27 protein-coding genes are annotated in these 22,972 nt (G+C 61.2%); 10 read left to right on the top strand and 17 right to left on the bottom strand.

Features of this window, described 5'->3' with window-relative positions; all coding sequences use genetic code 11:
• Positions 1–10: 10 nt before the first annotated feature.
• Entirely contained in the window at positions 11–1,360 is a 1,350-nt protein-coding gene (gene rmuC, locus F550_RS0108365; RefSeq protein WP_018148091.1) for a DNA recombination protein RmuC, read from the bottom strand.
• A 118-nt stretch (positions 1,361–1,478) separates the two neighbouring features.
• Between rmuC and F550_RS0108360 the strand changes: the two genes are divergently transcribed.
• On the top strand, positions 1,479–2,087 hold the full coding sequence (locus F550_RS0108360) for an RNA polymerase sigma factor (RefSeq protein ID WP_018148090.1): 609 nt from the start codon (positions 1,479–1,481) through the stop codon (positions 2,085–2,087).
• A gap of 11 nt (positions 2,088–2,098) precedes the next feature.
• Complete coding sequence (locus F550_RS0108355) at positions 2,099–2,491, top strand: VOC family protein (protein WP_018148089.1); 393 nt, start codon at positions 2,099–2,101, stop codon at positions 2,489–2,491.
• Positions 2,492–2,597: 106 nt separating this feature from the next.
• Here F550_RS0108355 and F550_RS0108350 read toward each other — a convergent pair whose 3' ends face one another.
• Both F550_RS0108350 and ychF read right to left on the bottom strand, forming a co-directional pair.
• Positions 2,598–3,089 (bottom strand): flavodoxin family protein, encoded by a 492-nt coding sequence (locus F550_RS0108350; protein WP_018148088.1) that lies wholly within the window; start codon positions 3,087–3,089, stop codon positions 2,598–2,600.
• Between the two features lie 189 nt (positions 3,090–3,278).
• Positions 3,279–4,376 (bottom strand): redox-regulated ATPase YchF, encoded by a 1,098-nt coding sequence (gene ychF / locus F550_RS0108345; protein WP_018148087.1) that lies wholly within the window; start codon positions 4,374–4,376, stop codon positions 3,279–3,281.
• A 164-nt stretch (positions 4,377–4,540) separates the two neighbouring features.
• Between ychF and F550_RS0108340 the strand changes: the two genes are divergently transcribed.
• Complete coding sequence (locus tag F550_RS0108340) at positions 4,541–5,488, top strand: hypothetical protein (protein WP_018148086.1); 948 nt, start codon at positions 4,541–4,543, stop codon at positions 5,486–5,488.
• Here the strand turns inward: F550_RS0108340 and pth are convergent.
• The 8 genes from pth to F550_RS0108295 form a co-directional block, all read right to left on the bottom strand.
• Positions 5,485–6,093 (bottom strand): aminoacyl-tRNA hydrolase, encoded by a 609-nt coding sequence (gene pth, locus F550_RS0108335; RefSeq protein WP_018148085.1) that lies wholly within the window; start codon positions 6,091–6,093, stop codon positions 5,485–5,487. The genes F550_RS0108340 and pth overlap by 4 nt on opposite strands.
• 68 nt (positions 6,094–6,161) lie before the next feature.
• Positions 6,162–6,854: a 50S ribosomal protein L25/general stress protein Ctc gene (locus tag F550_RS0108330; protein WP_018148084.1), complete on the bottom strand. Its 693-nt coding sequence runs from the start codon at positions 6,852–6,854 to the stop codon at positions 6,162–6,164.
• Between the two features lie 212 nt (positions 6,855–7,066).
• Complete coding sequence (locus tag F550_RS0108320; RefSeq protein WP_018148082.1) at positions 7,067–8,464, bottom strand: NAD-dependent succinate-semialdehyde dehydrogenase; 1,398 nt, start codon at positions 8,462–8,464, stop codon at positions 7,067–7,069.
• Between the two features lie 94 nt (positions 8,465–8,558).
• On the bottom strand, positions 8,559–9,491 hold the full coding sequence (locus tag F550_RS0108315) for a ribose-phosphate pyrophosphokinase (protein WP_018148081.1): 933 nt from the start codon (positions 9,489–9,491) through the stop codon (positions 8,559–8,561).
• Positions 9,492–9,690: 199 nt separating this feature from the next.
• The gene (pgeF, locus tag F550_RS0108310) at positions 9,691–10,473 is read right to left on the bottom strand and encodes a peptidoglycan editing factor PgeF (RefSeq protein WP_233349008.1); all 783 of its coding nucleotides are present in this window, start codon (positions 10,471–10,473) and stop codon (positions 9,691–9,693) included.
• 9 nt (positions 10,474–10,482) lie between these two features.
• Complete coding sequence (locus F550_RS0108305) at positions 10,483–11,142, bottom strand: hypothetical protein (RefSeq protein WP_018148079.1); 660 nt, start codon at positions 11,140–11,142, stop codon at positions 10,483–10,485.
• 3 nt (positions 11,143–11,145) lie between these two features.
• The gene (gene proC / locus F550_RS0108300; RefSeq protein ID WP_026180657.1) at positions 11,146–11,952 is read right to left on the bottom strand and encodes a pyrroline-5-carboxylate reductase; all 807 of its coding nucleotides are present in this window, start codon (positions 11,950–11,952) and stop codon (positions 11,146–11,148) included.
• Positions 11,939–12,442: a type III secretion system chaperone family protein gene (locus F550_RS0108295; RefSeq protein WP_018148077.1), complete on the bottom strand. Its 504-nt coding sequence runs from the start codon at positions 12,440–12,442 to the stop codon at positions 11,939–11,941. The genes proC and F550_RS0108295 overlap by 14 nt, the downstream gene beginning before the upstream one ends.
• Positions 12,443–12,666: 224 nt before the next feature.
• On the opposite strand from F550_RS0108295, the gene modA reads away from it, so the two are divergent.
• The 3 genes from modA to modC are packed head-to-tail and all read left to right on the top strand — an operon-like array spanning position 12,667 to position 15,214.
• Positions 12,667–13,446 (top strand): molybdate ABC transporter substrate-binding protein, encoded by a 780-nt coding sequence (gene modA / locus F550_RS17300; RefSeq protein WP_051076825.1) that lies wholly within the window; start codon positions 12,667–12,669, stop codon positions 13,444–13,446.
• Between the two features lie 6 nt (positions 13,447–13,452).
• Positions 13,453–14,124: a molybdate ABC transporter permease subunit gene (gene modB, locus F550_RS0108285; RefSeq protein ID WP_018148075.1), complete on the top strand. Its 672-nt coding sequence runs from the start codon at positions 13,453–13,455 to the stop codon at positions 14,122–14,124.
• Complete coding sequence (gene modC / locus F550_RS0108280) at positions 14,114–15,214, top strand: molybdenum ABC transporter ATP-binding protein (RefSeq protein WP_018148074.1); 1,101 nt, start codon at positions 14,114–14,116, stop codon at positions 15,212–15,214. The genes modB and modC overlap by 11 nt, the downstream gene beginning before the upstream one ends.
• Here the strand turns inward: modC and F550_RS0108275 are convergent, their stop codons facing one another.
• The gene (locus tag F550_RS0108275) at positions 15,215–15,460 is read right to left on the bottom strand and encodes an accessory factor UbiK family protein (RefSeq protein ID WP_018148073.1); all 246 of its coding nucleotides are present in this window, start codon (positions 15,458–15,460) and stop codon (positions 15,215–15,217) included. It lies immediately after the preceding gene.
• Positions 15,461–15,548: 88 nt separating this feature from the next.
• On the opposite strand from F550_RS0108275, the gene lgt reads away from it, so the two are divergent.
• A complete protein-coding gene (lgt, locus tag F550_RS0108270) occupies positions 15,549–16,496 on the top strand; it encodes a prolipoprotein diacylglyceryl transferase (RefSeq protein WP_018148072.1) in 948 nt (315 codons plus the stop codon).
• Positions 16,493–17,542 carry a class I SAM-dependent methyltransferase gene (locus F550_RS0108265; protein WP_018148071.1) on the top strand — a complete coding sequence of 350 codons (1,050 nt, stop codon included), beginning with the start codon at positions 16,493–16,495 and terminating at the stop codon, positions 17,540–17,542. Before lgt ends, F550_RS0108265 begins: the two co-directional genes overlap by 4 nt.
• On the opposite strand, the gene F550_RS0108260 is transcribed toward F550_RS0108265, so the two are convergent.
• From F550_RS0108260 to F550_RS17295, 3 genes are all read right to left on the bottom strand, one after another.
• Positions 17,539–18,852, bottom strand: coding sequence for a sensor histidine kinase (locus F550_RS0108260; RefSeq protein ID WP_018148070.1), 1,314 nt, complete (start codon positions 18,850–18,852; stop codon positions 17,539–17,541). The genes F550_RS0108265 and F550_RS0108260 overlap by 4 nt on opposite strands.
• Before the next feature lie 62 nt (positions 18,853–18,914).
• Positions 18,915–19,592: a response regulator gene (locus tag F550_RS0108255; RefSeq protein ID WP_018148069.1), complete on the bottom strand. Its 678-nt coding sequence runs from the start codon at positions 19,590–19,592 to the stop codon at positions 18,915–18,917.
• Positions 19,589–20,065, bottom strand: a complete 477-nt coding sequence (locus F550_RS17295) for a MarR family winged helix-turn-helix transcriptional regulator (RefSeq protein WP_018148068.1) — start codon at positions 20,063–20,065, stop codon at positions 19,589–19,591. Before F550_RS17295 ends, F550_RS0108255 begins: the two co-directional genes overlap by 4 nt.
• Before the next feature lie 53 nt (positions 20,066–20,118).
• Between F550_RS17295 and F550_RS0108245 the strand changes: the two genes are divergently transcribed.
• Entirely contained in the window at positions 20,119–21,009 is an 891-nt protein-coding gene (locus F550_RS0108245) for a branched-chain amino acid aminotransferase (protein ID WP_018148067.1), read from the top strand.
• Here F550_RS0108245 and F550_RS0108240 read toward each other — a convergent pair.
• Positions 21,006–21,902, bottom strand: a complete 897-nt coding sequence (locus F550_RS0108240; protein WP_018148066.1) for a protein phosphatase 2C domain-containing protein — start codon at positions 21,900–21,902, stop codon at positions 21,006–21,008. The two genes, F550_RS0108245 and F550_RS0108240, sit on opposite strands and share 4 nt — an antisense overlap.
• 131 nt (positions 21,903–22,033) lie before the next feature.
• On the opposite strand from F550_RS0108240, the gene F550_RS19165 reads away from it, so the two are divergent.
• Entirely contained in the window at positions 22,034–22,195 is a 162-nt protein-coding gene (locus F550_RS19165; RefSeq protein ID WP_156807876.1) for a hypothetical protein, read from the top strand.
• A gap of 81 nt (positions 22,196–22,276) precedes the next feature.
• On the opposite strand, the gene F550_RS0108235 is transcribed toward F550_RS19165, so the two are convergent.
• Positions 22,277–22,912 carry a peroxiredoxin gene (locus F550_RS0108235; protein WP_018148065.1) on the bottom strand — a complete coding sequence of 212 codons (636 nt, stop codon included), beginning with the start codon at positions 22,910–22,912 and terminating at the stop codon, positions 22,277–22,279.
• Positions 22,913–22,972 lie beyond the last annotated feature (60 nt).

Below are 22,972 nucleotides of genomic sequence, written 5' to 3'. Positions count from 1 at the left end.
CTGCTGCGCTCTAGTCCTCGCTGCTATCGAACTCGAGCTCGCCTGTCCGGTCCGGCAGGGTGGCGCGTTTTTCGATGCTCTCTATTTCGGGCACGGACTTTTCCGGCGGGGCGATTTGCAGATCCTCGAACTTGCGGGCGGCAGGCAGCACGCGGGAGGTCAGGCTGGAGCCCATCTTGTTATAGGCGTCGACCGCGGAATTGAGCGATTTCCCCATCTTCTCGACATGGCCGCCAAGCGTGGTGAGGCGGGAATAAAGCTCTCTGCCAAGTTCTGCAGCCATCTTGGCGTTCTCGGTTGCCTGTTCCTGGCGCCAGCCATAGGCAACAGCCTTGGCAAGGGCGAGCAGGGTGGATGGCGTCACGACGATCACCTGACGGGCGGCGGCAAAGTCGAAAAGGTCCGGCTCAAACTCAAGCGCGGCGACATAAAAACTCTCGCCCGGAATGAAGAGGGCGACAAAATCGACGCGCTGGGAAAAGGCGCTCTGATAGTCCTTTGATCCGAGCGTCTTGATATGGTCGCGCACCTTGCGGCCATGGGCGCGCATATAGGCTTCGCGGCGGGCCGGATCGGTCTCGTCGATGGCTTTGAGATAGTCTTCGAGCGTGACCTTGGAATCGACGACGATTTCGCGTCCGCCGGGCAGCTTGATGATGACGTCCGGGCGCTGCCGTCCGGTTTCGGTCTCGCCGTGCACCTGTTCGGAAAAGTCGCAATGGGCCGAGAGACCGGCATGCTCCATCACGTTTCGAAGCGTGGTCTCGCCCCAGCGACCGCCGCCGCGCGGGGCTGACAGCGCGCTGACCAGCTTGTTGGTCTCGCTGGTGTGGACCTTCAGGCTCTCCCCGATCGCCTTGACCTGTTCCTGCAGGACCGACTTGTCGTCGGCGCGCACTTTCTCAAGCTCTGTGACCTTCTTGGCGAAGTCCTCGAGGTTCTTGTTGATCGGCGTCATCAGCTCTTTGAGATTGGTCTGCGCGCCTTCCTTGTGGCGTTTGAAATGCTCATCGGCCTGGGTCAGGAAGCGCTTGCTCGACTGGTCGAGGACGCGCTGGGCAAGGTCTGCAAACTTCTTCTCGTCTTCCTCGCTGCGCGCTTCGGCCTTGGCGAGGTCGATCCGGGCTTGCTCAGCCACCGCATCCTTTGTCTTCACCTGCTGGCGCAGCTCTTCGCGCTCTGCCTTCAGGGCAGCGACGCTGTCTTCGGCGTATTCAAGGCCCCGCCGTGCATTGGCTGCGCTTGTGCTGAGCTGGCCGCGAATGACGAACAGGGCAACGGCGAAGGCTATGGCCGCAAGCAGCAGGACAAGGTGAATGAGATCGAGGCCGATAGAGCCAATATTGACGAGCGCTTCCATGGAGCCTGCCTAATCCGATTCGGGGCTTGACCTTTTCAAGCTCGCAGCTGAACATACGGGGAACAAATGGGCGCGTCCAGAGCGCAGAGAGGCTTCGGGCGCACCGGAGGCAGTCAGAATGAGCGAGCACTGGGTACGAAAGCTTGGCGCGATTGCGCGCCGGCATGCCGGGCGGCCTGACGAGGCAGAGGACCTTGTTCAGCTGGCTTGTCTTGCGGCGGTCGAGGTGGGCCGAACCGATATTGAGTCTGAAGCGACGCAGAAATGGCTGCGCGGCGTCATCCGTAATCAGGCTCGGCAGGTAGCTCGCACGGCTGTGCGCCGGCGTGAGAGAGAGACGGGCTGGCAGCAGGTTTTTGACGTGCCCGTAGGTGTGGCTGACAAGACTGCCGTCAGCCTCGCCGGTCTCAGCCCGTCTTTGCGCGTGACCGCGCTGCTGGCGCTGAACGGGGCGACGCGTGCTGAGATCGGATGGCTGCTCGGCCTGTCGGATACGGCGTTGCGCCAGCGTATCTCCCAGCTCAAGCGCTCGATTGAGACCTCGCCGGACGTGGATCTGACGCTGGATGAGGTGCTGCCTTATGGCGCCATGCGTCAGATGATGAGAGCGCGGCTCGCCCGGCGCGGCGGGTTTCTGGCAAGCCATGACCCTGACGGTCATTTTTTTGTGCTGACGACCTCACAGATCGCCAATCGGCGGCAACAAGGATGTGAGCGAACCAGCTAGAGGAGGTCTTCATGCTCACGAAAACAGGAATTGGTGCCATCGTCTTCTATGTGGCCGATATTGACCGCACAGGGGTATTCTATCGCGACAGTCTCGGACTCGACCTGACGCGCATGCCTGGCGAAGAGGGCGAGGCAGGCGGGGCTGACTGGCTGATGGCGGAGGCCGCGAATGGTGTGTCGCTGATCTTCTTCCAGCAGGACGGCAAGCGCGGCGACAGCCCTGTCGTAGTGTTCAATCTGGAGGAAGGCGGCATCGACGGTGTCGTGGAGGGGCTTGCCTCAAAGGGGGTGACAATCGTGACGCCGGTCTCCCACGCCCCGGATGGCGGGCTGACGGCTGATTTTGCGGACCCCGATGGGCACACGCTTTCGCTTTATCAGGAGGCAGGTGCGCCGCGCTGAGCATAGAAAGCCCTCATTCTGAGCGAAATCGAAGGACGAGGCGATACACGCGACATTGCCGCCTCGTGGTTCGACTTCGTTCACCATGAGGCTGTGTTGGGTTTAGTCAGAACACGCCCATCGCCAGACCGGCGGCCATGGCTTCTCCGAGCTCACGGCATTTGCGCAGGTCGTCTTCGCGGATCGTCTTGTCGGCGAGGATGTCTTCTCTGGTCTGGGCGTGGGTGCAGATGATGAACGGCTCCTGCGCGATTTTCAGGCGCCAGCCTTTTGCGATGCGGGCGGTCTGTTTCATCGCGTTCTCGCCGTCTGAGCCAGCGCAGACCATCTGGGCGTAAGGGCGGCCCTCGATCTTGCCGAGCACGGGGTAATAAGAGCGGTCGAAGAATTCCTTCATGCCGCCGGCGATGGCGGCGAGGTTTTCCGGGGCGCAGAAGATGTAGCCGTCCGCAGCGAGGAGATCGTCTGGCCCAGCGTCTTCAGCGCGCTTCAGGATGGTTTCACAGCCCTCTTCGGTCGTTGCGGCTTCGTGAGCGGCTTTCGCCATCTGCGCGGCGCCGCCAGTGCGGGAGAAGTAGACGATGAGGAGTTTGGGCATGTGAGGGATGGTAGTGGGTCGTTGATGAACGCCAAACGTTTTCCGTCTGGCGTCACTCTCGTTGAACCGACAGGTTCATCTGAGAGTCCAGCTCCTGCCATCACCGGAGCCTGGATCGTTCAAGCTCAGAAGATGGACCCTCAGACCGCCTGTGGGCGGTCGAGGGTGACGCAAGCTGTGGAGTTCAGTCTACACGTTGAACCGGAAGTGCAGGACGTCGCCTTCCTTGACGAGGTATTCCTTGCCTTCCTGGCGCATCTTGCCGGCTTCCTTGGCGGCCGTTTCGCCGCCTGCCGCGATGAAGTCATCATAGGCGATGGTCTCGGCGCGGATGAAGCCTTTTTCGAAGTCACCATGTATGACGCCTGCGGCCTGCGGTGCGGTCCAGCCTTTGCGGATGGTCCACGCGCGGGCCTCCTTGGGGCCGACGGTGAAATAGGTCTGCAAACCAAGAAGCTGATAGCCAGAATGGATGAGACGGTTGAGGCCGGGTTCTTCGAGGCCCTGCATTTCCAGGAATTCGGCGCGCTCATCGGGGGCGAGGACGGCCATCTCGGCTTCGATCTGGGCGGAGATGACGACAGCTTCGGCGCCTTCTTGCTCAGCGCGCGCCATCACCAGTTCGGAATACCTGTTGCCTGTCGCCGCGCTGTCTTCATCGACATTGGCCACGAGAAGAACCGGCTTTGCTGTCAGGAGCTGCAGCATGCGCCAGGCTTTCATATCCTCTTTCGGGATATCGGCCATGCGGGCAGGGCGCCCTTCATTGAGTTCGGCGAGGGCAAGGTCGAGCAGGACGAGCGTTTCCTTGGCGTCTTTCTCGCCGGACTTGGCTTTCTTCTCGACGCCCGCGCGGCGCTTTTCGAGGCTTTCCATGTCGGCGATCATCAGCTCTGTCTCGACGATATCGAGGTCGGCGATCGGGTCGACGCGGCCGGCGACATGGGTGATGTCATCATCCTCAAAGCAGCGAAGGACGTAGAGGATCGCATCGGTCTCGCGGATGTTCGCGAGGAACTGGTTGCCGAGGCCTTCGCCCTTGGAGGCGCCTTCGACGAGGCCTGCAATATCGACGAAATTCATCCGGGCGGGGATGATCTCTTTCGAGCCGGCGATTTCTGCCAGTTTGTTAAGGCGCGGCTCTGGCACGGCGACCTCGCCGACATTCGGCTCAATCGTGCAGAACGGATAGTTCGCCGCCTGCGCAGCTGCGGTCTGGGTGAGCGCATTGAAGAGGGTGGATTTGCCAACGTTTGGCAGGCCTACAATCCCGCATTTGAAACCCATGTGCGCACTCCTTCTTCCGGTTTGGTAACGCCGGTCTGGTCTGGCGCGCGGCATAGCGCATTTTTGCCGTCAGAACAGGGGGCAATGTCTGGAATGGCTGGTATTCGGTTGCTTCGGGCGTAGGTAATTGCGTACACAAAGGCCCGGCTTCGGAGAGGTATTCCATGGCGTTCGACGTGCTGCTGGTCTCGGCAATGGGCGACAGCGACAAGGCGACGATACTCGCGAGAAAGCTCCGCGCGCTGAAATTCCGCGTGCGATATGATGCCAAACGCGAACACACGACGCCAAGCTCACGCGATCTCAGCGATTGCAACAAGGCCGCTAGCGTCCTGGTGCTCTGGTCGGCAGGGGCCTGCGACACAAGCAAGCCTGACGCCGACTGGGTGCATGCCATGGCGCATCTGGCGCGGTCGCGGCCTGACGCTCTGGTTCAGGCAAACCTTGATGAGACCGTGCCGGACGACCCGTTCGACAAGGACAAGCGGTTCGACCTGACGGGCCTCACATCGCGAAAGACGCCGGACGCGTTCGGCGCGCTTTGCGAGACGCTGGGGCAAAAGGATGGACGCGAGGGGCTGGCCGACTGGTTGGCGCTCGCCTCATCCGACGAGGCTGGCAAGCTTGCCTGGAAAGAGGCGCATCCGACAGATCCGCTGGCCCAGAAGGGCGCTCGGAAGGCTGCCACGCCGGAGAAACCCAAGAGCGAGGCTCCCAGCGAAGACAACAAACCGCGCGTGACGTCAGCGGCGGCAGCGAGCGCGGCCGCAACCGCGCAGATCGCCGATGCCTCGCATGGCCACCGTCTGGAGCTTAAACCGCCGAACCCGGCTGTCGACTTTGCAGACAATCGCCCAGGAGGTGGGGCCCGCGGTCTTTTGATCCTCGTGCCGACCGGCCTTGTTCTCGTTGGTATGCTGGTGCTGGCTTTCGTCTATCGCAATCCGGTCACGCAGCTAGCCGGACCCGGCGCATCGGGCGGTATCGTCAATGTGATGGAGACCTGCCCGGCAGGGCAGGTGCCGCGCTCGCTGGTTCACAGTTCGCTGTTGCCGTCTGAGCACGATGAGGCTGCCGGTGAAATAGAGGCGGACCCAGTCGAGATCGACTAGCTGGTCTGTTTTGGGTCGCGCTTTGGCGCGGGAGCAAGGCGCATCACTTCGCTCTGGAAGCGCTCTTCATTGTCTTCGAAGAGAAGCGGCAGGGCGCGCGAACACGCATCCATCAGCCCTTCAACCCAGTCCTTGTCAGCTTTCGCAAAGTCGGAGAGGACGTAGGGCATCACCAATGACTTGTCGCCGGGGTGGCCAACGCCAAGGCGTACGCGCCGGACCTCTGGCGAGAGATGCGCGAGCATGGAGCGCACGCCATTATTGCCTGAATGCCCGCCGCCGCGTTTGAGGCGCACACGGCCGGGGGCAAGATCGATCTCGTCATGAAAGACGGTGACGTCTTCAGGCGAAAGCTTGTAGAAGCGCGCAGCCTCGCCTGCAGCGCGGCCGCTTTCATTATAGAATGTCTGGGGTTTCAGGAGCAGCAGCTTGACCGGCCCATTGGCCGTCTTGACCGTGCCTTCGGAGGTTTCGCTCTGGAACCGCGACTTCCATGGGCCGAATCCATGGTCGCTTGCGATCCTGTCGAGCACCATGAAGCCGAAGTTGTGACGGTTGCCTGCATATTTGGCGCCCGGATTTCCCTGTCCGGCGAGAATATGCATGACAGGCTCCGTTACGCGGTCGTCCGCAGGGTCGGGCTGGCCTTTCAGCCAGCCCGTAATCCGGTGGACTATTCCTTGGATTCGTCGTCGCCTTCTGCGGCGTCGTCACCTTCGCCTTCACCATCCTCATCGGACTGGTTGATGGCTTCGACTTCATCTGCGTCTGTCTCTTCCTCGACGTCTTCGACGATTTCAGCCATTTTGCCGACGATGGTCGCGATGGTGAAGTCGCGGTCGGTGATGGCAGGCTCTGCGCCTTCCGGCAGCTTGATGTCGGAAATCTTGACATTGTCACCGATCTGAAGACCGGCGAGGTCTGCGTCCAGGAAGTCAGGAATGCTGTCTGCGCGCACGTTCAGCTCAACGGCGAAGCGAACGATGTTCAGCGAGCCGCCTTGATTGAGGCCTGGCGCTTCGTCTTCGTTGCGGAAGTGAACGGGCACTTCGACCGCGATGATCTGGCTGGCGTTCACGCGGTAAAGGTCAACGTGGACGGGCATGTCGGTGACAGGGTGCAGCTGGATCGCCTGCGGGATCACAAGCTGCTTGTTGCCGTCGTGGACAAGATTGGCTGTGGAGGTCAGGAAGTGGCCGGAATTAATGCCCTTGATGACTTCGTTGAGCTTGAGGCTGACCGCAACCGGGTCTTCGCCGCCGCCATAAATCACGCCGGGAACCATGCCATTGCGACGGGCTTCGCGGGCGCCGCCCTTGCCGGTCCGCTCACGCATCACGACGTTGTAATTAAGTTTCTGAGACATTGAATTTTCCTTTCGCCCTGAAGTCCGCCGCCTGGTGTGTCATTGAGGGCGGTGACAGCCTGACAGGAACGGCCTCGCGCCGCCCTTTCTGAAGCTGGGGGCATTACACCAAGGCTAACAGACGCGCAACCGCGCAACTGAAAGCGCCGCTGACCCATAAAGGACCAGCGGCGCCGTCGTCAGTTGTCAGTCGGCATTTGAGGGGCCGAAGACTAGCCCATGACGTTGATCGCCTTGGCGTTGACAAATTCCTTCATGCCGAACCCGCCATGCTCGCGGCCATAGCCGGAGTTTTTCACGCCGCCGAACGGCATGTTGGGCTGGGCAAGACCGAAGCCATTGATGAACACCATGCCGGTATCGAAATACTTCTCGGCGAGCTCGATGGCGCGGTCCCTGTTCTCGGAAAAGATGCCGCCGCCGAGGCCGAACCGGCTATCATTGGCGATCCGCATCGCATCGTCTGCATCCTTGGCGCGAATGAGCGCTGCGACAGGGCCGAAGAGTTCATCGTCATAGGCCGGCTGGCCTGGTTTGACGTCTTCGAGCACAGTGGCCGGATACCACCAGCCCCTCTGTGTTGGCTTCTCACCACCGCAAGCGATTTGGGCACCGTTCTCGACACTCTTCCTGACCTGATCGTGCAGATCGTCGCGAAGGTCCTCGCGGGCCATCGGGCCGAGGTCGCTTTCATTCTTCATCGGGTCGCCAAGCTTGATGTCTTTCATCGCCTTGACGAAGGCATCACGGAACTGGTCGTAAATAGCATCGACGACGATAAAGCGCTTTGCTGCGACGCAGGTCTCACCATTGTTGAAGATCCGGCCGGTGACGCACTGCTTGACCGCATTTTCGAGATCAGCGTCTTCCAGAACGATATAGGCATCGTTCGAGCCAAGCTCGAGCACCGTTTTCTTCAGCTGTTCGCCTGCCTTCTTGGCAATGATTTCGCCAGCTGACGGGCTGCCTGTCAGGGTGACACCGCGGACAAGCTTGTGCGCGATGACCTTGTCGGACTGATCATGCGTGATGCGCAGGACCGAGAAGAGGTTTTCTGGAAGGCCCGCATCGCGGAAGATTTCTTCCAGCATCAGGCCTGAACCGGTGACAGACTCAGCGTGCTTCAGCAGGACGCCATTGCCGGCCATCAGATTGGCGATTGCATAGCGCACGACCTGATAGGCCGGGAAATTCCATGGCTGAATGCCGTAGATCACACCGATTGGCGAATAGGTGATGATGCCGCGTCCGCCATTGGGGATCTCGCGCTCTTCATTGTTGAGCTCTTTCGGGCCGTTTTGCGCGGTCCAGTCGCAAATGCCGATGCAGAGATCGAGTTCTGCCTCGCCCTGATTGACGAGCTTGCCCATCTCCTTGGTCATCAGCTGGGCGAGCTCGGTCTTCCTGGCTTTCAGCCCTTCGCCGATTTTCTTGATGATTTCGGCGCGTTCTTTCGGCGCCTCATGGCGCCAGTTGAGGAAGGCCTCGTGGCACTTCTGGATCGTGGTGTCGAACTCGCTATCGCTCATATAGGGATAACGGTCGATCTCTTCGCCATTTGTGGGGTTTACGGTGACGAGCATGTCGCTCAGTCTCTGACTGTCAGCCATTTACTGGCCCTTTCTTCTTGCTTGATGTGCTGTTTAACCAACACGAAGAAGGGACCGGACGTTCCAGAAGGATGGTCCATACCTGCATTGCAGGTCAGTCAAAGAGTTTAGAGACACTCTCATTGTTTGCGATACGGCGGATCGCCTCGCCCAGCAGCGGCGCGACCGAAAGGACGCGCAGGCTGTCAGACTGGAAGTCTTCTTCTGTCGGCCGGATCGTGTCGCAGATGACGATCTCGTCCATCACCGAGGCCTCGATGCGCTTGACGGCATTGTTAGACAGGACGCCGTGCGTGACATAGGCGCTGACGCCGACGGCGCCCTGATCTTTCAGCGCCTTGGCAGCGTTCACAAGCGTGCCACCGGAGTCGCAGATATCATCGACCAGGATGCAGCGGCGTCCACTGACATCGCCAATGATGTTCATGACTTCCGACTGGCCAGCAACCGGGCGGCGCTTGTCGACGATGGCAAGGTCGCAGCCGAGCCGGTTGGCAAGGTTGCGGGCCCGGACCACGCCGCCGACGTCTGGCGAGACAACCATAAGGTCGGCGCCATTATGGGTCATGCGGATGTCTTTTTCGATCACAGGCATGGCGACGAGATTGTCTGTCGGCACATCGAAGAAGCCCTGGATCTGGCCGGCGTGGAGATCCATCGTCAGCACGCGGTCGGCGCCTGCGGTCGAGATGAGGTTTGCCACCAGCTTGGCGGAGATGGGCGTGCGGCCATCGGTTTTTCGGTCCTGACGGGCATAGCCGAAATAGGGGATGACCGCCGTGATGCGTTCTGCCGAGGCGCGGGTCAGCGCGTCGATGGCGATCAGCAGCTCCATCAGATTGTCGTTTGCAGGCTTTGAGGTCGACTGGATCAGGAAAACATCCTCACCGCGGACGTTCTCATTGATGCGGACGAAAATCTCGTCATCGGCGAAATTCTTGATCTCGGCCTTGGAGAGCGGGCAGTCGAGATGGTCGGCAATGGCTTCGGCGAGCGGGCGGTTCGCGTTGCAGGTAATAAGTTTCATCGCGGGGTCGGCCTTCCCTGGAGATCAGTTTCGGTGCTTTTGGCGCACGGGGATGAGAGTCGCAAGAAAAAGGGTGCAGGTGACCCGAACGTTCACACATTTCATCCTTCGACAGGCTCAGGATGAGGATGCGCTTATTTCTCGGCGGTTGATGACGGCTAACCCTTAGCCTGTCGAAGAGCGAGGCCGCTCAGAAGACCTAGTCTTCCAGCATGATGACCGAGGCCTGGCGGCCATAGTCTGGTTGATTGAAATGATTGCGGCGGCGGTTGGAGAAATACACGCCTTCCAGCTCGCACGTGTCGTGTCCGATGACGTCGACAAAGGCGAGGCCAGCCTTGACCAGCCGGTTCTTCACGAAGGTCTCGATGTTGAAGTGGAAGCGGTCGCCTTCGCCTGCGTGGAAGAGGTTTGCGCTCCAGGGCGCCTTTTCCATGAAGATGTCGCGAAATTCGGGGCCGACCTCATAGCTTTTCTGACCAATGCAGGGCCCGACGGCGGCGTAGATATTCTTTCGGGTGGCGCCGGACTCTTCCATCTTGGCGATGGTGGCCTCGCAGATGCCGTCCAGTGCCCCTTTCCAGCCGGCATGGCAGGCACCGATAACGTTCGCCTTGCGGTCAGCGAGAAGAACCGGCACGCAATCGGCCGTCAGGATGCAGAGCGCGATGCCCGGCACGTTGCAGACCATGCCGTCCGCCATTGGCCGGTTCTGTTCGTCCCAGGGCATGGTGGCGAGGATGGCGGTGTCGGAATGGTGCTGATGGCAGGAGAGCAGCGTCTGCGGGCCAATCGCGCCAATGGTTTCGGCGACAATGGCACGGTTGCGCATGATTGACTTTGGCTTGTCATCGGACCCGGTCCCGACATTCAGACTGTCGTAGATTCCGCCTGAGACCCCGCCGCGGCGGCCAAAAAAACCGTGGCGAATGCCATTCATGCTGGCAAGGTGCGGGGCGAAGACGTGAGGGACTGTATCCAATTTTCGGGCCTAGCTCGGCTGATGTTCTGTGGTGGGTTCATCGGCGGCCGAGGTCTGTATGTCGGCGCCGCTGTCGCTGTCCGGTTTGCGCTTGCCGAAGCGCCCTTTGATCCAGCCGGCCCGCTCTTCCATCTTGCGCAGCTCGCCGTCAAGCTTTGCCATGGTGCGCGACATGTCTGCGCTGTCTTCCTTGCGCCACGCGATCTCGGCCTGAGCGACAGCCCAGGCGACGGCGGTCGTGCGGAGAGGTGTTGGCAGGTCGCCTGCGCCATCGAGGCCCGAACAGGCAAGCGCCCAGCTGGCGGTGGCCTGGCGGGCAGACAGCAGGTTTAGCAGGCGCGCCGGTTGTGTCTGGCGCCATTCCTGAAGCGAGACGAGCGCATTGCGGTGCTCTTCCATCCTGTCGAAGCGCATCATGATGACATCGAAGAGGCGGGTGCGCGGGGTTTCGTCGTCGCTGGTCGAGCCTTCGCTCATGGCCTCGTCGAGCCAGGCTTCAACGGCATCGGAAATCTTCGCCTTGTCGGCGACGCCGTGGAAATCCTTCAGCGACAGGCCGGCGCGCTCTGCAATGGCGCTTAGCGTTATGTCGCGCCAGTCGATTGTCTTGCCAAGATCGAGCGCGGCCTCAACGCCCTGGTTGAGTAGGTCCTTGCGCGCATCGTTCATGTGTCAGTCTCCTGAAAGTTCGCGGTCGCGCTTGATCGCAGCATCGACCGCCTCCTTCATGAGAGATGGCATCGCGCCCTCGCGCATCAAGACGTCCAGCGCTGCCTTGGTGACACCGCCGGGCGAGGTGACGTTCTCGCGAAGGGTCGACGGCGGGTCCTCGCTCTCCATCATCAACGCGCCTGCGCCTTGCACGGTTTTCTGCGCAAGACGAAGGGCGAGATCACGGGGGAGACCCCTGGCCTCGCCTGCCGCCGCCATGACTTCAGCAAGAAGGAAAGCGTAGGCCGGGCCGCAGCCGGAAATGGCTGTGGCGGCAGAAAGCTGGTTCTCGCCGAGCGGGCCTTCGACGGCGCCAAGCGGGGTGAGTAGCTCGCGCAGATAGGCTGCGTCGTCGTCTTCAGCGTCCTCCGGCAGGCAGAGCAGCGTCATGCCTTCGCCAACAAGACCGGGCGTGTTCGGCATGGCGCGGGCCACCCGCTTCGTGCCGAGCTTGTCGGCGAGTGATGACAAGGTGATGCCAGCCATAACCGACAGGACAAGCGTGTTCGGCCCGACCAGGGTGCGAAGTTCATCGAGAATTTTCGGAAAAATTTGCGGTTTCACCGCGATGACAAGTGTGCTGGCCGTAGCTGAATCAGGATTAAGGCGGATCTTGCCGTCATTTTCCCAAGACCTGACCAGATCGGATGGCCTTGGCGCAAAAACGGCAATCGGGCCTTCATAGCCGGACTTGATCCAGCCGCCAGCCAGGGCAGAGCCCATACGGCCACCGCCAACTAGCGTCAGTCCGGGCTCAGGCCTCGCCATCGGTTTCGAACATCGCCGCGTCGATGGCTTCTTCAGGCGTTTTTCCGGCCCAGATCACGAAATTGAAGGCGGGCACGAACATGTTGATCGCATCGGTCGCCGCTGCGATCACCGCGCGGATTTCGCCTTCTTCAGGTTCGATCCGGTCGAGCATTGGCAGGGTGTGACGGAATAGGAGGAGGTTGTCCTCAAACCAGTAGTCGAAGTGGCCAAGCCAGAGGCGCTCATTCGCCATCAGGACCAGCTTCGCAATAGCGTTTGTCCGGGCGGCGGTCGGTTTGAGATCAAGCGTCACGGTAAAGTGGAGGGCTGGAGGTTCGCGGCGCGACGCGATCAGTGCGCCCATTTCGCCCCAGCGGGTCTGTGCAATGCACTGGACCGCTGCATCGTCGTCGCGCTGGTGTTCCCAGCCCGCATGTTCGAGGCAAGCTTCGACCATGTCGAGCGGGTCGCCGCCAAGGTCGTGAGATTGTTCGAGATTGAGGCTCATCGGCGATTTCCTCCGAATCAGCGTGGCAAGCCGCCACTGGCCGGGACGGTAACATGGGGGCAGACCCCTGCAACCTGAACTCCCTTTTCACTTGTGGAAGCCTGACCGCATTCCCTCGCACGCCTATGTGCGGGTTTCAAACGCTCAGCACAGCTGTATCAGCAGCGCCCAGGCCGATCGCACCAAGCGTTGCTGGACCTCGGGCTGGGTGCTAGACCATTGAAATGTCAAGATTGCGCTGGATCAGATGTGCCGGGGTCGCCCTCACCCTGTCGCTTGCACTGGTCGCAGCCTGCAGCCAGCCGCATCGCGGCGATGTGATGGTCGCTGTGGCGACAAATTTTCTTGAAACGGCAAAAGCACTAGAGGCTGAGTTCGAGGCAGAAACCGGGTACGATGTCTCGATTTCGTCAGGATCGACCGGCCAGCTTTACTCGCAGATCGAAAATGGCGCGCCTTTCGATGTTTTCCTTGCCGCTGATCGTGACCGGCCAAGGCGGCTTGTCGAGACCGGGCGCGGCATGGCTGGAACTCAGTTTACCTTTGCGACCGGGCGGCTGGTCCTTTGGATGCCGGATGCAGACACCGGCGAGTTGGATGGCGAGGCTGTCCTGCGCGCAGGCGACTTCCGCGCGCTCGCCATGGCGAACCCCGATCTTGCGCCTTATGGCGCAGCGGCCAGTCAAACGGTTGAGGCGCTTGGCCTGAGCGAAGCGCTATCCGAAAGGAAAGTGTTTGGACAGAATGTGGGACAGGCGCTGGCGCTGGTTGCCAGCGGCAATGCGGAGCTCGGCTTTGTGGCTGCCTCTCAAGCGTCATCGGAGGCGATGGCCGGAAAGGGCGGTGTATGGACCGTGCCGGACAAGCTCCACGATCCGATCCGGCAGGACCTCGTGCTGATGCGCCACGCAGCTGGCAATGACGCCGCGCTGGATTTCATTACCTTTCTTCGCGGGGAAAAAGCCCGCGCCATCATGCGTGAGCATGGCTATGGCGACGGCTGAGACGTGATGCCTGATCTCGGGCCGGTCCTCCTCAGCCTGCAACTGGCAGCGGTCACGACGGTGATCCTGCTTCTTGCAGGTGTGCCGCTTGCCTACTGGCTGGCGTCCACCCGTTCGCGCGTGAAGCCTGTCGTCGAGGCGGTGACAGCCTTGCCGCTGGTCCTGCCGCCGACGGTGATTGGTTTCTATCTTCTTTTGCTGATGAACCCGTCCGCGCCGCTTGGCGGGGCCTGGGTCAGCCTGACGGGCGGCACGCTCAGCTTTTCCTTTGCAGGGCTGGTCATTGGCTCGGTCATCTATTCGCTGCCCTTCATGGTGCAGCCGCTGCAGTCGGCCTTCGAAGCGGTCGGGCGCGGACCACTGGAAGCTGCGGCGACGCTCCGCGCCTCAAAACTGGATGCGATCTGGACGGTGCTGCTGCCGCAATCGGCGCGGGGCATCCTGACGGCCTGCGTCCTGACCTTTGCACATACAATCGGGGAGTTTGGCGTGGTGCTGATGGTTGGCGGCAACATTCCAGAGCGCACGCGGGTCATCTCCATCGCGATCTATGAACATGTCGAGTCGATTGAATATGCCGAGGCGCATATCCTCTCGGCCGGGCTTCTGGTGTTCTCCTTTGTCGTGCTGGTCGGGGTTTACACCCTCAACAGGAGCTACCGTCTCCGTGTCAGTTGATCAGCTTCATCTTGATGTCGCGGTGACGCGCCAGGGGTTCAGCCTGAAGGTTGATGAAACGCTGATGCTGGAGGGCGTGACGGCGGTTTTCGGGCCGAGCGGCAGCGGCAAGACGACGTTGCTGCGCACGATTGCAGGGCTGGAGCCGTCTGCGAGCGGGGTCATTTGGTTTGGCGATACGGTGTGGCAGGATGCGGCAACGAAGACCTTTGTCCCGGTCCATCGGCGCGGCGCTGCCTATGTCTTTCAGGATGCGCGGCTCTTTAGCCATCTCGATGTGCGGGGCAACCTCGATTTCGCCGCCTGCCGTGCCTCGAAGGCTGGTCTCTCGCCTGATTTCGAGGGTGTGGTCGATGCGTTTGGCGTGCGTCCGTTGCTGGATCGGGGCGCTGGCTCACTTTCCGGCGGTGAAAGCCGGCGGGTCGCGCTGGCGCGTGCGGTATTGTCTTGCCCGGATGTGTTGTTGCTGGATGAGCCACTGACGGGGCTGGACCGGGCGGCGCGCCGGGCGATCCTGCCATTTCTGAGGGACCTGCCGCAGCGCTCAAACTGCCCGGTTCTCTATGTCAGCCATGATCTGGAAGAGGTCGCTGCGCTGGCCTCACAGATCGTCGTGATGGAGGGGGGGCGCGTGATGGCGCGCGGGCCGGTTGCCGAGATTGGACGGGAGCTTGATCTTGGCCCGCTCTCGGAAGGGGCAGGGCCCGCCTCCCTGGTCGATGCGCGCATTGCCCGCCTGGATGCGGGCGGCGGGCTCATGCAGCTTGAGGCAGGCGGTGCGGCGGTGTTCTTGCCGGCGAGCGAAACCGCGCGCGAAGGCGACAGGGTGCGCCTCTTCATAGACGCGCGCGACGTTGCGATTGCGGTTGATCGCCCGGGGCGGATGTCGATCCGCAATGTCCTGCCAGCAGAGGTGGCGCGGATCGTGTCGCGGGATGATAGCGCAGATGCGCTGGTCGATCTGGCGATCGGGGGCGAAATCATTCGCGCACAAATCACGCGGGCGGCCCTCGTGGAGCTGGGTCTTCAGCCGGGGCAGAGCGTCCATGCACTCATGAAGAGCGTCCGGCTGGCAGGCGACTTTCGCTGATCAGCCGGATTTCTTTTCAAGCGCCTCGACACGGCTTTCCAGCGCTTCGACCTTTTCGAGCGCGCTGATGGCGATGGCCCGAAGCGCTTCAACCTCGTCGCGTTCGACGAGGTCCATGTCGGCGATGAACTCGCGAACCCGCGACTGCATGGCGGTGCGGGCCTCTTCGCTGGCCGAGCGCGCCGCGCCCATGGCGCCGGTCATCAGGCCTGCGAGGTCATCGAACAGTGGATTTGTATTGGCCATGCGGTTACTCCTTGCCGCGACTAAGGGGAGAGACTAGCCGGTGTCCGTCTACAGATAGGCTACGGCGAGCCCAGGGAAAAGACAGGCGATGCACGCACTCTATACAGCAGCCCTCAGCTTTCCGGAGTTTAACCCGGCGCTTGTGGAGATTGGCAGCTTTCCGATCCGCTGGTACGCGCTCGCCTATATTGCCGGGCTGATCATTGGATGGCGCTATGCTGTCATGCTGGTGAAGCGTGAGCGGCTATGGGGCGGGCAGAGCCCTGCGACCCCAGACGATATCGATGACATCCTGTTCTATGTGACGCTGGGCGTGATCCTCGGCGGGCGGATCGGATATATCCTTTTCTACCAGCTGCCCTTCCAGTTTGAGACCGTTCAGCGCGACCCGCTCGGCCTGCTGCGCATCTGGGAAGGCGGCATGTCCTTTCATGGCGGGCTTCTTGGCGTTGCCATCGCCATTGTGATTGCCGCGAGGATGCGGGGGGTGAAGCTGTTGCCGCTGGCCGATATTGCAGGCGTCGTCGCCCCGATCGGCATATTCTTTGGCCGCTGCGCCAATTTCATCAATGCTGAGCTTTATGGCCGCCATACGGACGGCCCGTTCGGCATGGTGTTTCCGGAAGCCTATACGGGTGGCACACCGTCTGCCTATGACTGGCAGGCGAATGAGTGGGTGTATTGCCGCGACCAGAATCCGGCCTATCGCCTTTGCGAACCGGAGATGCCGCGCCATCCAAGCCAGCTCTACGAGGCGTTTCTGGAAGGCCTTCTGCCGCTCATCGTCATCTCGATCCTTGTCTGGAAGTTCGGCCTGCTGAAGCGCCGCGGCCTTTCGGCTGGCATGTTCCTGCTTTTCTATGCAGCCGGGCGGACCATCTCCGAGCAGTTCCGGGAGCCGGACAGTTTCACAATTGGCGTGCTGCCTGACTGGCTGACCATGGGCCAGCTCCTGTCGCTCCCGATGTGGATCGGCGGCGCGTTTCTCGTCTGGCATGGCCTTAGCAAACCGCCGGCCGGCCCCGCGAGGGCATGACAAATCTGAAGGCCAAGCTGACGGCCCTCATCGAGGCGGGCGGGCCGCTGCCTGTGACCGCCTATATGAATACGTGCCTGCATGATCCGGAGTTTGGCTATTACGCCACCCGGCCCGGTATTGGCCGCGACTTCATCACCGCCCCGGAGATCAGCCAGGTTTTCGGCGAATTGCTGGGCCTCTGGAGCCTGCATGAGTGGCAGGCCATGGGCGCGCCGCAGCCGGTTGACCTGATAGAAATTGGTGCGGGCCGCGGCACGATGATGGACGACATGATGCGCGCCATCGGTCAGGCGGGCGGCGGAGACCGGTTCGCCCTGTCGATCAGCGAAGCCAGCCCCGTCTATGCCGCCGCGCAGAAGACAAGGCTGTCGCCATTTCATCCAGACTTTCTTGGCGCATTTGAAACGCTTGGGGACCGGCCGTTCCTGCTGCTCGCAAATGAGTGGTTGGACTGCCTGCCAGCGCGCCAGTTTGCGCGTGGCAAGGATGGCTGGCTGGAGCGTGTCGTTGGCCTTTCTGACGCGGGGGAGCTGACCTTTGGGCTGGCGACAGACCAGATCGGCGCGCTTTCGGCAGAGGCTGGCGACGACCAGGCCAGCGTCGAGGTCCAGCCAGCGCTCGATACGCTTTGCGAGACGCTAGAGGCGGCCTTTGCAAAAGCGCCGGGCCGCGCGTTGTTCGTCGATTACGGACCTGCAGACCATGCGCCGGGCGACACATTGCGGGGGTTCAAAGACGGTCAGCAGGTCGGGCCGCTGGAGATGCCGGGCGAAAGCGACCTCACCGTCGATGTTGATTTTTCGCGTCTGGCGCGTCTTGCGCAAAAGCGCGGGCTGGACGTTGCTGGCCCGGTGGAGCAGGGGCCGTTCCTGCTGGCGCTTGGCGCCGAAGCGCGGATGCAGGCACTGATCAAGGCCAATCCGGGCCGCGCTGAAGATATCTATGAGGGTGTCCGGCGGCTGGTCGATCCAGCTGAGCTCGGCAGCCGGTTCAAAGTGATCTGCCTTAGCTCACCCGGATTGCCGCGGCCTGCGGGATTCTAGGCAGGCAGCCTGAACCGCACGCGCAGACCGCCGAGCGGGCTGTCTTCCAGCCGGATGTCACCGCCATGCTGGCGGGCCGTGTCGCGCGCGATCGAGAGGCCGAGGCCCGTGCCGGGGACGTTCTGATTTCGGGAGGCGTCGAGCCGGTGAAACGGTTTGAAGGCTTCGTCGCGCTGTTCTTCGGGGATGCCCGGGCCGTTATCATCGACCACGAGTTCGACAAGGTGCGGGCCCTTGATGACCTCGATCTCCACTTTGGTGGCAAAGCCTTGCGCGTTTGATATCAGGTTGGAGAGCGCGCGCCGGATTAGGCCCGGCCTGCCGATGATGCTGATTGGCGTGGTGGCACGGATTGTGGCCGTGCCGCCGAGCGCGGCCACAAGGTCTTCGACCAGTTCATCAAAGCGAAACTCGGCGGGCTGTTCGCCTTCCTTGCCGCTGGCGAAGGCAAGATACTCATCCAGCATGACCGACATTTCTTTCAGGTCTTGCCGGGCGTCTTCGATTTCCGGTGAGTTCTCCATCATGGCGAGCTGAAGCTTCAGCCGTGTGAGAGGCGTTCGAAGATCGTGGCTGATCCCGGCCAGCATGGTCGTGCGTTCTTCCGCAAAGGCTGTCAGCCGCGTCCGCATGTCCATCACGGCGCGTGCGGCGTCGCGGACTTCGGTGGCGCCTGAGGGGCGGTAATTGCCAGCGTCGCGGCCGCGTCCATACGCCTTTGCCGCCTCTGAAAGCTTGAGGATGGACTTCACCTGATTGCGCAGGAAGCCGAGCGCGAGCGCGATCAAGATGCCGCTCGCCCCGATGACCCAGACGATAAATATATGGCCTGTCGTCGAGAAAGTGCGGTCCCGCTCTGCGAGGAAGCGGAGCACGTCGGGGCCGTCCTGGACGCGGATTTCAACCGTCTCGCTATAGCCGGAAATGTCGAACCAGAAGGGTTGATCCAGCGACACGTCGAGTTCTCGGGAAAGGATTTCATCGAGGGCGGTGAAAAAGAGATCCTTCTGCTCGGTCGGAAGGACTGCGTCTGGCAGGACCGTCACATCGAGCTGCATCGCTTCGCGGGCGTCGCGGCGCAACATATCGAACTGATCGGGGTAGCGGGCGCGCAGGCCCACCATGAACTCGATCTCGCTCGCCATGGTCTGGCTGAGCTTGCGCGAAGTATGACGCCAGTGACTGTCATAGAAAATATAGGTCACGGCCGAGAGGAGCAGCACCACAGGCAGGATGACCATGAGCACAGAGCGCGGATAGAGCCCGCGCGGCGTGATGTCCCGAAGGCGAATATGAAAACGGCGTGCCATGCGTGTTCAGCCTTAGCGGCGAGGAGGCGTTTGGCAAAGCGGCAGATGCCAGGGGCGATGACCTAGTCGGGCATCAAACGATAGCCGATGCCGCGTACCGTCTGGATATGGACGGGCTGTCTTGGATCCGGCTCGATCTTGCGGCGAAGGCGGGTGACCTGAACGTCGATGGAGCGTTCCGTGCTGTTGGGGGATTTCGAGGCAAGCTCTTCGCGGCTCACCGGCTCACCGGCTTTCGAAGCCAGCATGGAGAGAAGCTGCAATTCTGCTTCTGTCAGGCGGACCCGGCGCGCGCCTGAGGTGAGTTCGCCGCGCTTTGCGTTGAAGACCAGGCCCGACATTTCAACCTCTTCGGGCGGCGGTTCGACATGCGTGCGGCGGAGGATCGCTTCGAGGCGCAGGAGAAGCTCTTCGGGTTCGAACGGCTTGGCGAGATAGTCGTCCGCGCCGCGTTTCAGCCCTTCGATCCGGTCGCTGGTCTCGCCTCTGGCGGTGAGCAGGAGGATAGGCACTCGCTTGCCTGCCTGTCGAAGACTGGAGAGGAAATCGAGACCCGACTCACCTGGCATCATGATGTCGAGCACGGCCAGATCGAAATCGAAGGTCGTCATCAGCTTGCGCGCGCCGCCAGCGCTGGCCGAGGCGGTCACCCTGTAGCCGCTACGGGTGAGGTATTTCTTGAGCAACGTACGTATGCGGTCATCATCATCGACGACAAGGATATGCTGGGCGTCGCTCATTTGGTCAGGGCCTCCAGCACGGCGCGGGTGCCCGCAACAGCGGTCGCGCCGGCATCGCGGTAAGCCTCACGGAGTGCCGTGCGCAGCTGCTCAACGAGGGGGCGCATCAATAGCTCGCCTTCAGGCGACAGGGTAAGGCGCCTGCGCCGGGCATCGCGCCCGCCCTGTGTCTTCACGACGAGGTTCTGCTTGTCGAGCTCTCCGAGCAAACGGGCGATCGTTGGCGTCGTCGCGCCGGTCAGGTTGCGAAGTTCACTGACGGTGAGGCCAGGTTCGAAGCGGATCGTCATGAGAAGGCGCATGCTGGAGGCGTTGAGGCCCGTCTGGCGTTTCGCCTTGCGTGTGATCTCCCCGATAATGCGCTCACTGGCCAGTAATAGCGCAATACCATTGTCCAGCTCTTCCTCCCTGAGAAAAAGCCGCGGATCGACACGAGCGGTTTCGCCTGTCTTCTGGTTGACTTCAGATGCCACAATCTGAGAATGGAGCGTCTTTCCGGTAAGAGTTCAAGCAAGGACGAGAAATAATGGCCGACGCATCCACACCGTATCATGATCGCGATGGATACATCTGGATGGATGGCGAGTTCGTCCCATGGCGTGAAACGAAGATTCACGTCCTGACACATGGTCTGCATTACGCCTCGTCTGTCTTCGAAGGTGAGCGCGCCTATGGCGGTCATATCTTCGAATCACGTCGCCACACAGAGCGCCTTCATCGGTCGGCGAACATTCTCGGCTTCGAGCTGCCCTATACGGTCGACGAGATCGAAAAGGCGAAGAAGGAAACGCTGGCAAAATCCGGCCTTGAGAACGCCTATGTCCGGGCTTTTGCCTGGCGCGGCTCGGAAATGATGGGCGTATCGGCGCAGAGCAACAGGATCCATGTCGCGATCGCTGTCTGGCACTGGGGCGATTATTTCGCTGACAAGATGAAGGGCATTGCGATGACGCACGCCCAGTGGCGCCGCCCCGACCCGGCCACCGCCCCGTGCGAGGCAAAAGCTGCCGGTCTCTACATGATCTGTACCCTTTCCAAGCATGCCGCCGAGCAGAACGGCTTTGCCGATGCGCTGATGCTGGACTGGCGCGGCCATGTGGCCGAGGCGACTGGCGCCAACATCTTCTTCCTTCAGGACGGCGCGCTGCACACGCCGACGCCTGACTGTTTCCTGAACGGCATTACGCGCCAGACGGCCATCAAGCTGGCCAGGTCACGCCAGGTGGAGATCATTGAACGCACAATCATGCCGGAAGAGCTGCCCGATTTCTCCGAATGCTTCATTACGGGCACGGCAGCAGAGATTACGCCTGTCCGCCAGATCGGTGAGGTCAACTACAAGCCGGGTGAAGTCACCGAGGCCCTGGTGGGAGATTACTCCGACCTTGTGCACGGCAAGATCAAGATGCCGACCTAGGCTGCGTCAGCGCCTTTGCCTGTTGCTTCCAGCCTGACAAGCACCGCGCTCGCATCGTCCTCTGACTTGACGCGCGGAGCAGTCTCGCAGTCGGGATCGGCAGCTTCAAGCGCGCGCAACTCTTCATAGAGCGGCTCAAGCCCGCGCGTGAGAGCGGCATCGATCAGTGTTTCGGGTGTATAAGCCTGAAAATGGTCGATGAGACGGGCAAAGCCGTCCGTCATCATCATCATATCGGCCGGACTGCGCAGACAAAGCGCGCACTCGCTGAGGTGGCTTGCGGCCTCTGGCGCGATGGAGAAGACCCAGTAGCCATCAGGCTTGTTCATCCGTTCGCGGCGGGCCCTGAGAAAGTCGCGCAGTTCTGCCTCGGCTGTCGGGCTGCGGTCGCCATGGAAAGCGCCGAACCTGTCGAGCATGTCTGCGTCCGATCCGCCGTTTGAGAGATCGCCGACAATATGAAGCAGGCCGCTGGCTTCGCGGACGATCGCGCTGCAATCGCCAAGGCTGGAGAACCTGACATGGACGCGGTGTCCGCTCTGCTCCCAGCCGCAATAGAGCGCCGCGGCCGACGGGATCGCATAGTCCGGCACTGAAGAGAGCGATGTTTCGATGAGGTAGTCATCGCGTACGCGCCCGATGATCCGCCGCATGGCGACACGCAGGGGTTCTGAGGTCTGAGGCAGGTCTGCGAAAAGCTGATCGAGGCGCGCGGCGAGCCAGGCTGCATCGCTGTCGCTTGAGGAAATATAGCTGCGGTCGGCAACGCCGGTGGCCCCGTCAACGACCCATGCATGTCCGCTGGCCGTGCCGGCCTTGCCGTTTGCACGGTCATCATTGGGCGATTGGCCGCCTGGGCGGGAGAGAGACTGGACAAGAGCGAGCGCCGACATGATTCGCCTATGGCGCGATTTCCAGACATTTTTACGTCTGTCGCGTGAAAGTTTTCTGTCACTTTCGGGCCGGGGTCTTCGGTCCTTTGGCGGTTTGTGCTAAAGCAGGGTCAGCGAAAAGGAGGTTTGCGATGGCGAAAAAGTCCATTTCACCCCGCTCGGCAGATGCTCTCAAGCGGCTGAAACGATTGCGCTCGGTCTATGACACTCCGCAAAGCCTGCGCCGACGTCTGGGCCTTAAACGCCGCACGCTGAGCCCCAGTCAGAAACTTTTCCGATTGCTGACCCGCTAGGGCCCGCCCTGTCACCACAATATAAAAAAGCCGCACCAGATATCTGGCGCGGCTTTGTTCTGATGTTGGGCAGTCAGCCGCCTATTTATTCGGCTGCGGCGTCGTGCGCAGATAGGGCTTGATGGTCTTGTAGCCCTTCGGAAACATCTTGTCGGCGTCTTCATTCGAAACGCTCGGCACGATGATCACATCCTCGCCGTCCTGCCAGTTCGCTGGTGTGGCGACCTTGTAGCCATCGGTAAGCTGCAGCGAATCGATGAGACGAAGGATCTCGTCAAAATTCCGCCCTGCGCTCGGTGGATAGATGATCGAGGCGCGGATTTTCTTTTTAGGGTCGATCACATAGACCGCGCGTACCGTGACCTTCGCATCCGCATTCGGATGGATCATGTTGTAGAGCGTCGCAATTTTCTTGTCCGGGTCGGCGATCAGCGGGAAGTCAACCTTGGTGCCTTGCGTTTCCTCGACATCCTTGACCCATTCCTTGTGGTCTTCGAGGCTGTCTGCGGAAATCACGATCGCCTTGGCGCCGCGTGCCGCCAGCTTGTCTTTCAGCTTCGCGGTATAGCCGATCTCCGTCGTGCAGACCGGGGTAAAGTCTGCCGGATGCGAGAAGAACATGACCCAGTCATCACCAATCCAGTCATGGAAATTGATTTTGCCTTTGGTCGTTTCGGCCTCGAAATCGGGTGCTGTATCACCTAGTAGAAGGCTCATGGCTTTCTCCGTTGATTGCTATATCTTGACCAGACAAATTGGCTTCGGCGCGCAAGAGGA

Origin of the sequence: Henriciella marina DSM 19595 (assembly GCF_000376805.1) — a bacterium.
GTDB classification, from domain to species: Bacteria; Pseudomonadota; Alphaproteobacteria; order Caulobacterales; family Hyphomonadaceae; genus Henriciella; species Henriciella marina.
This window is presented reverse-complemented; position numbering and strand designations above follow the sequence as displayed.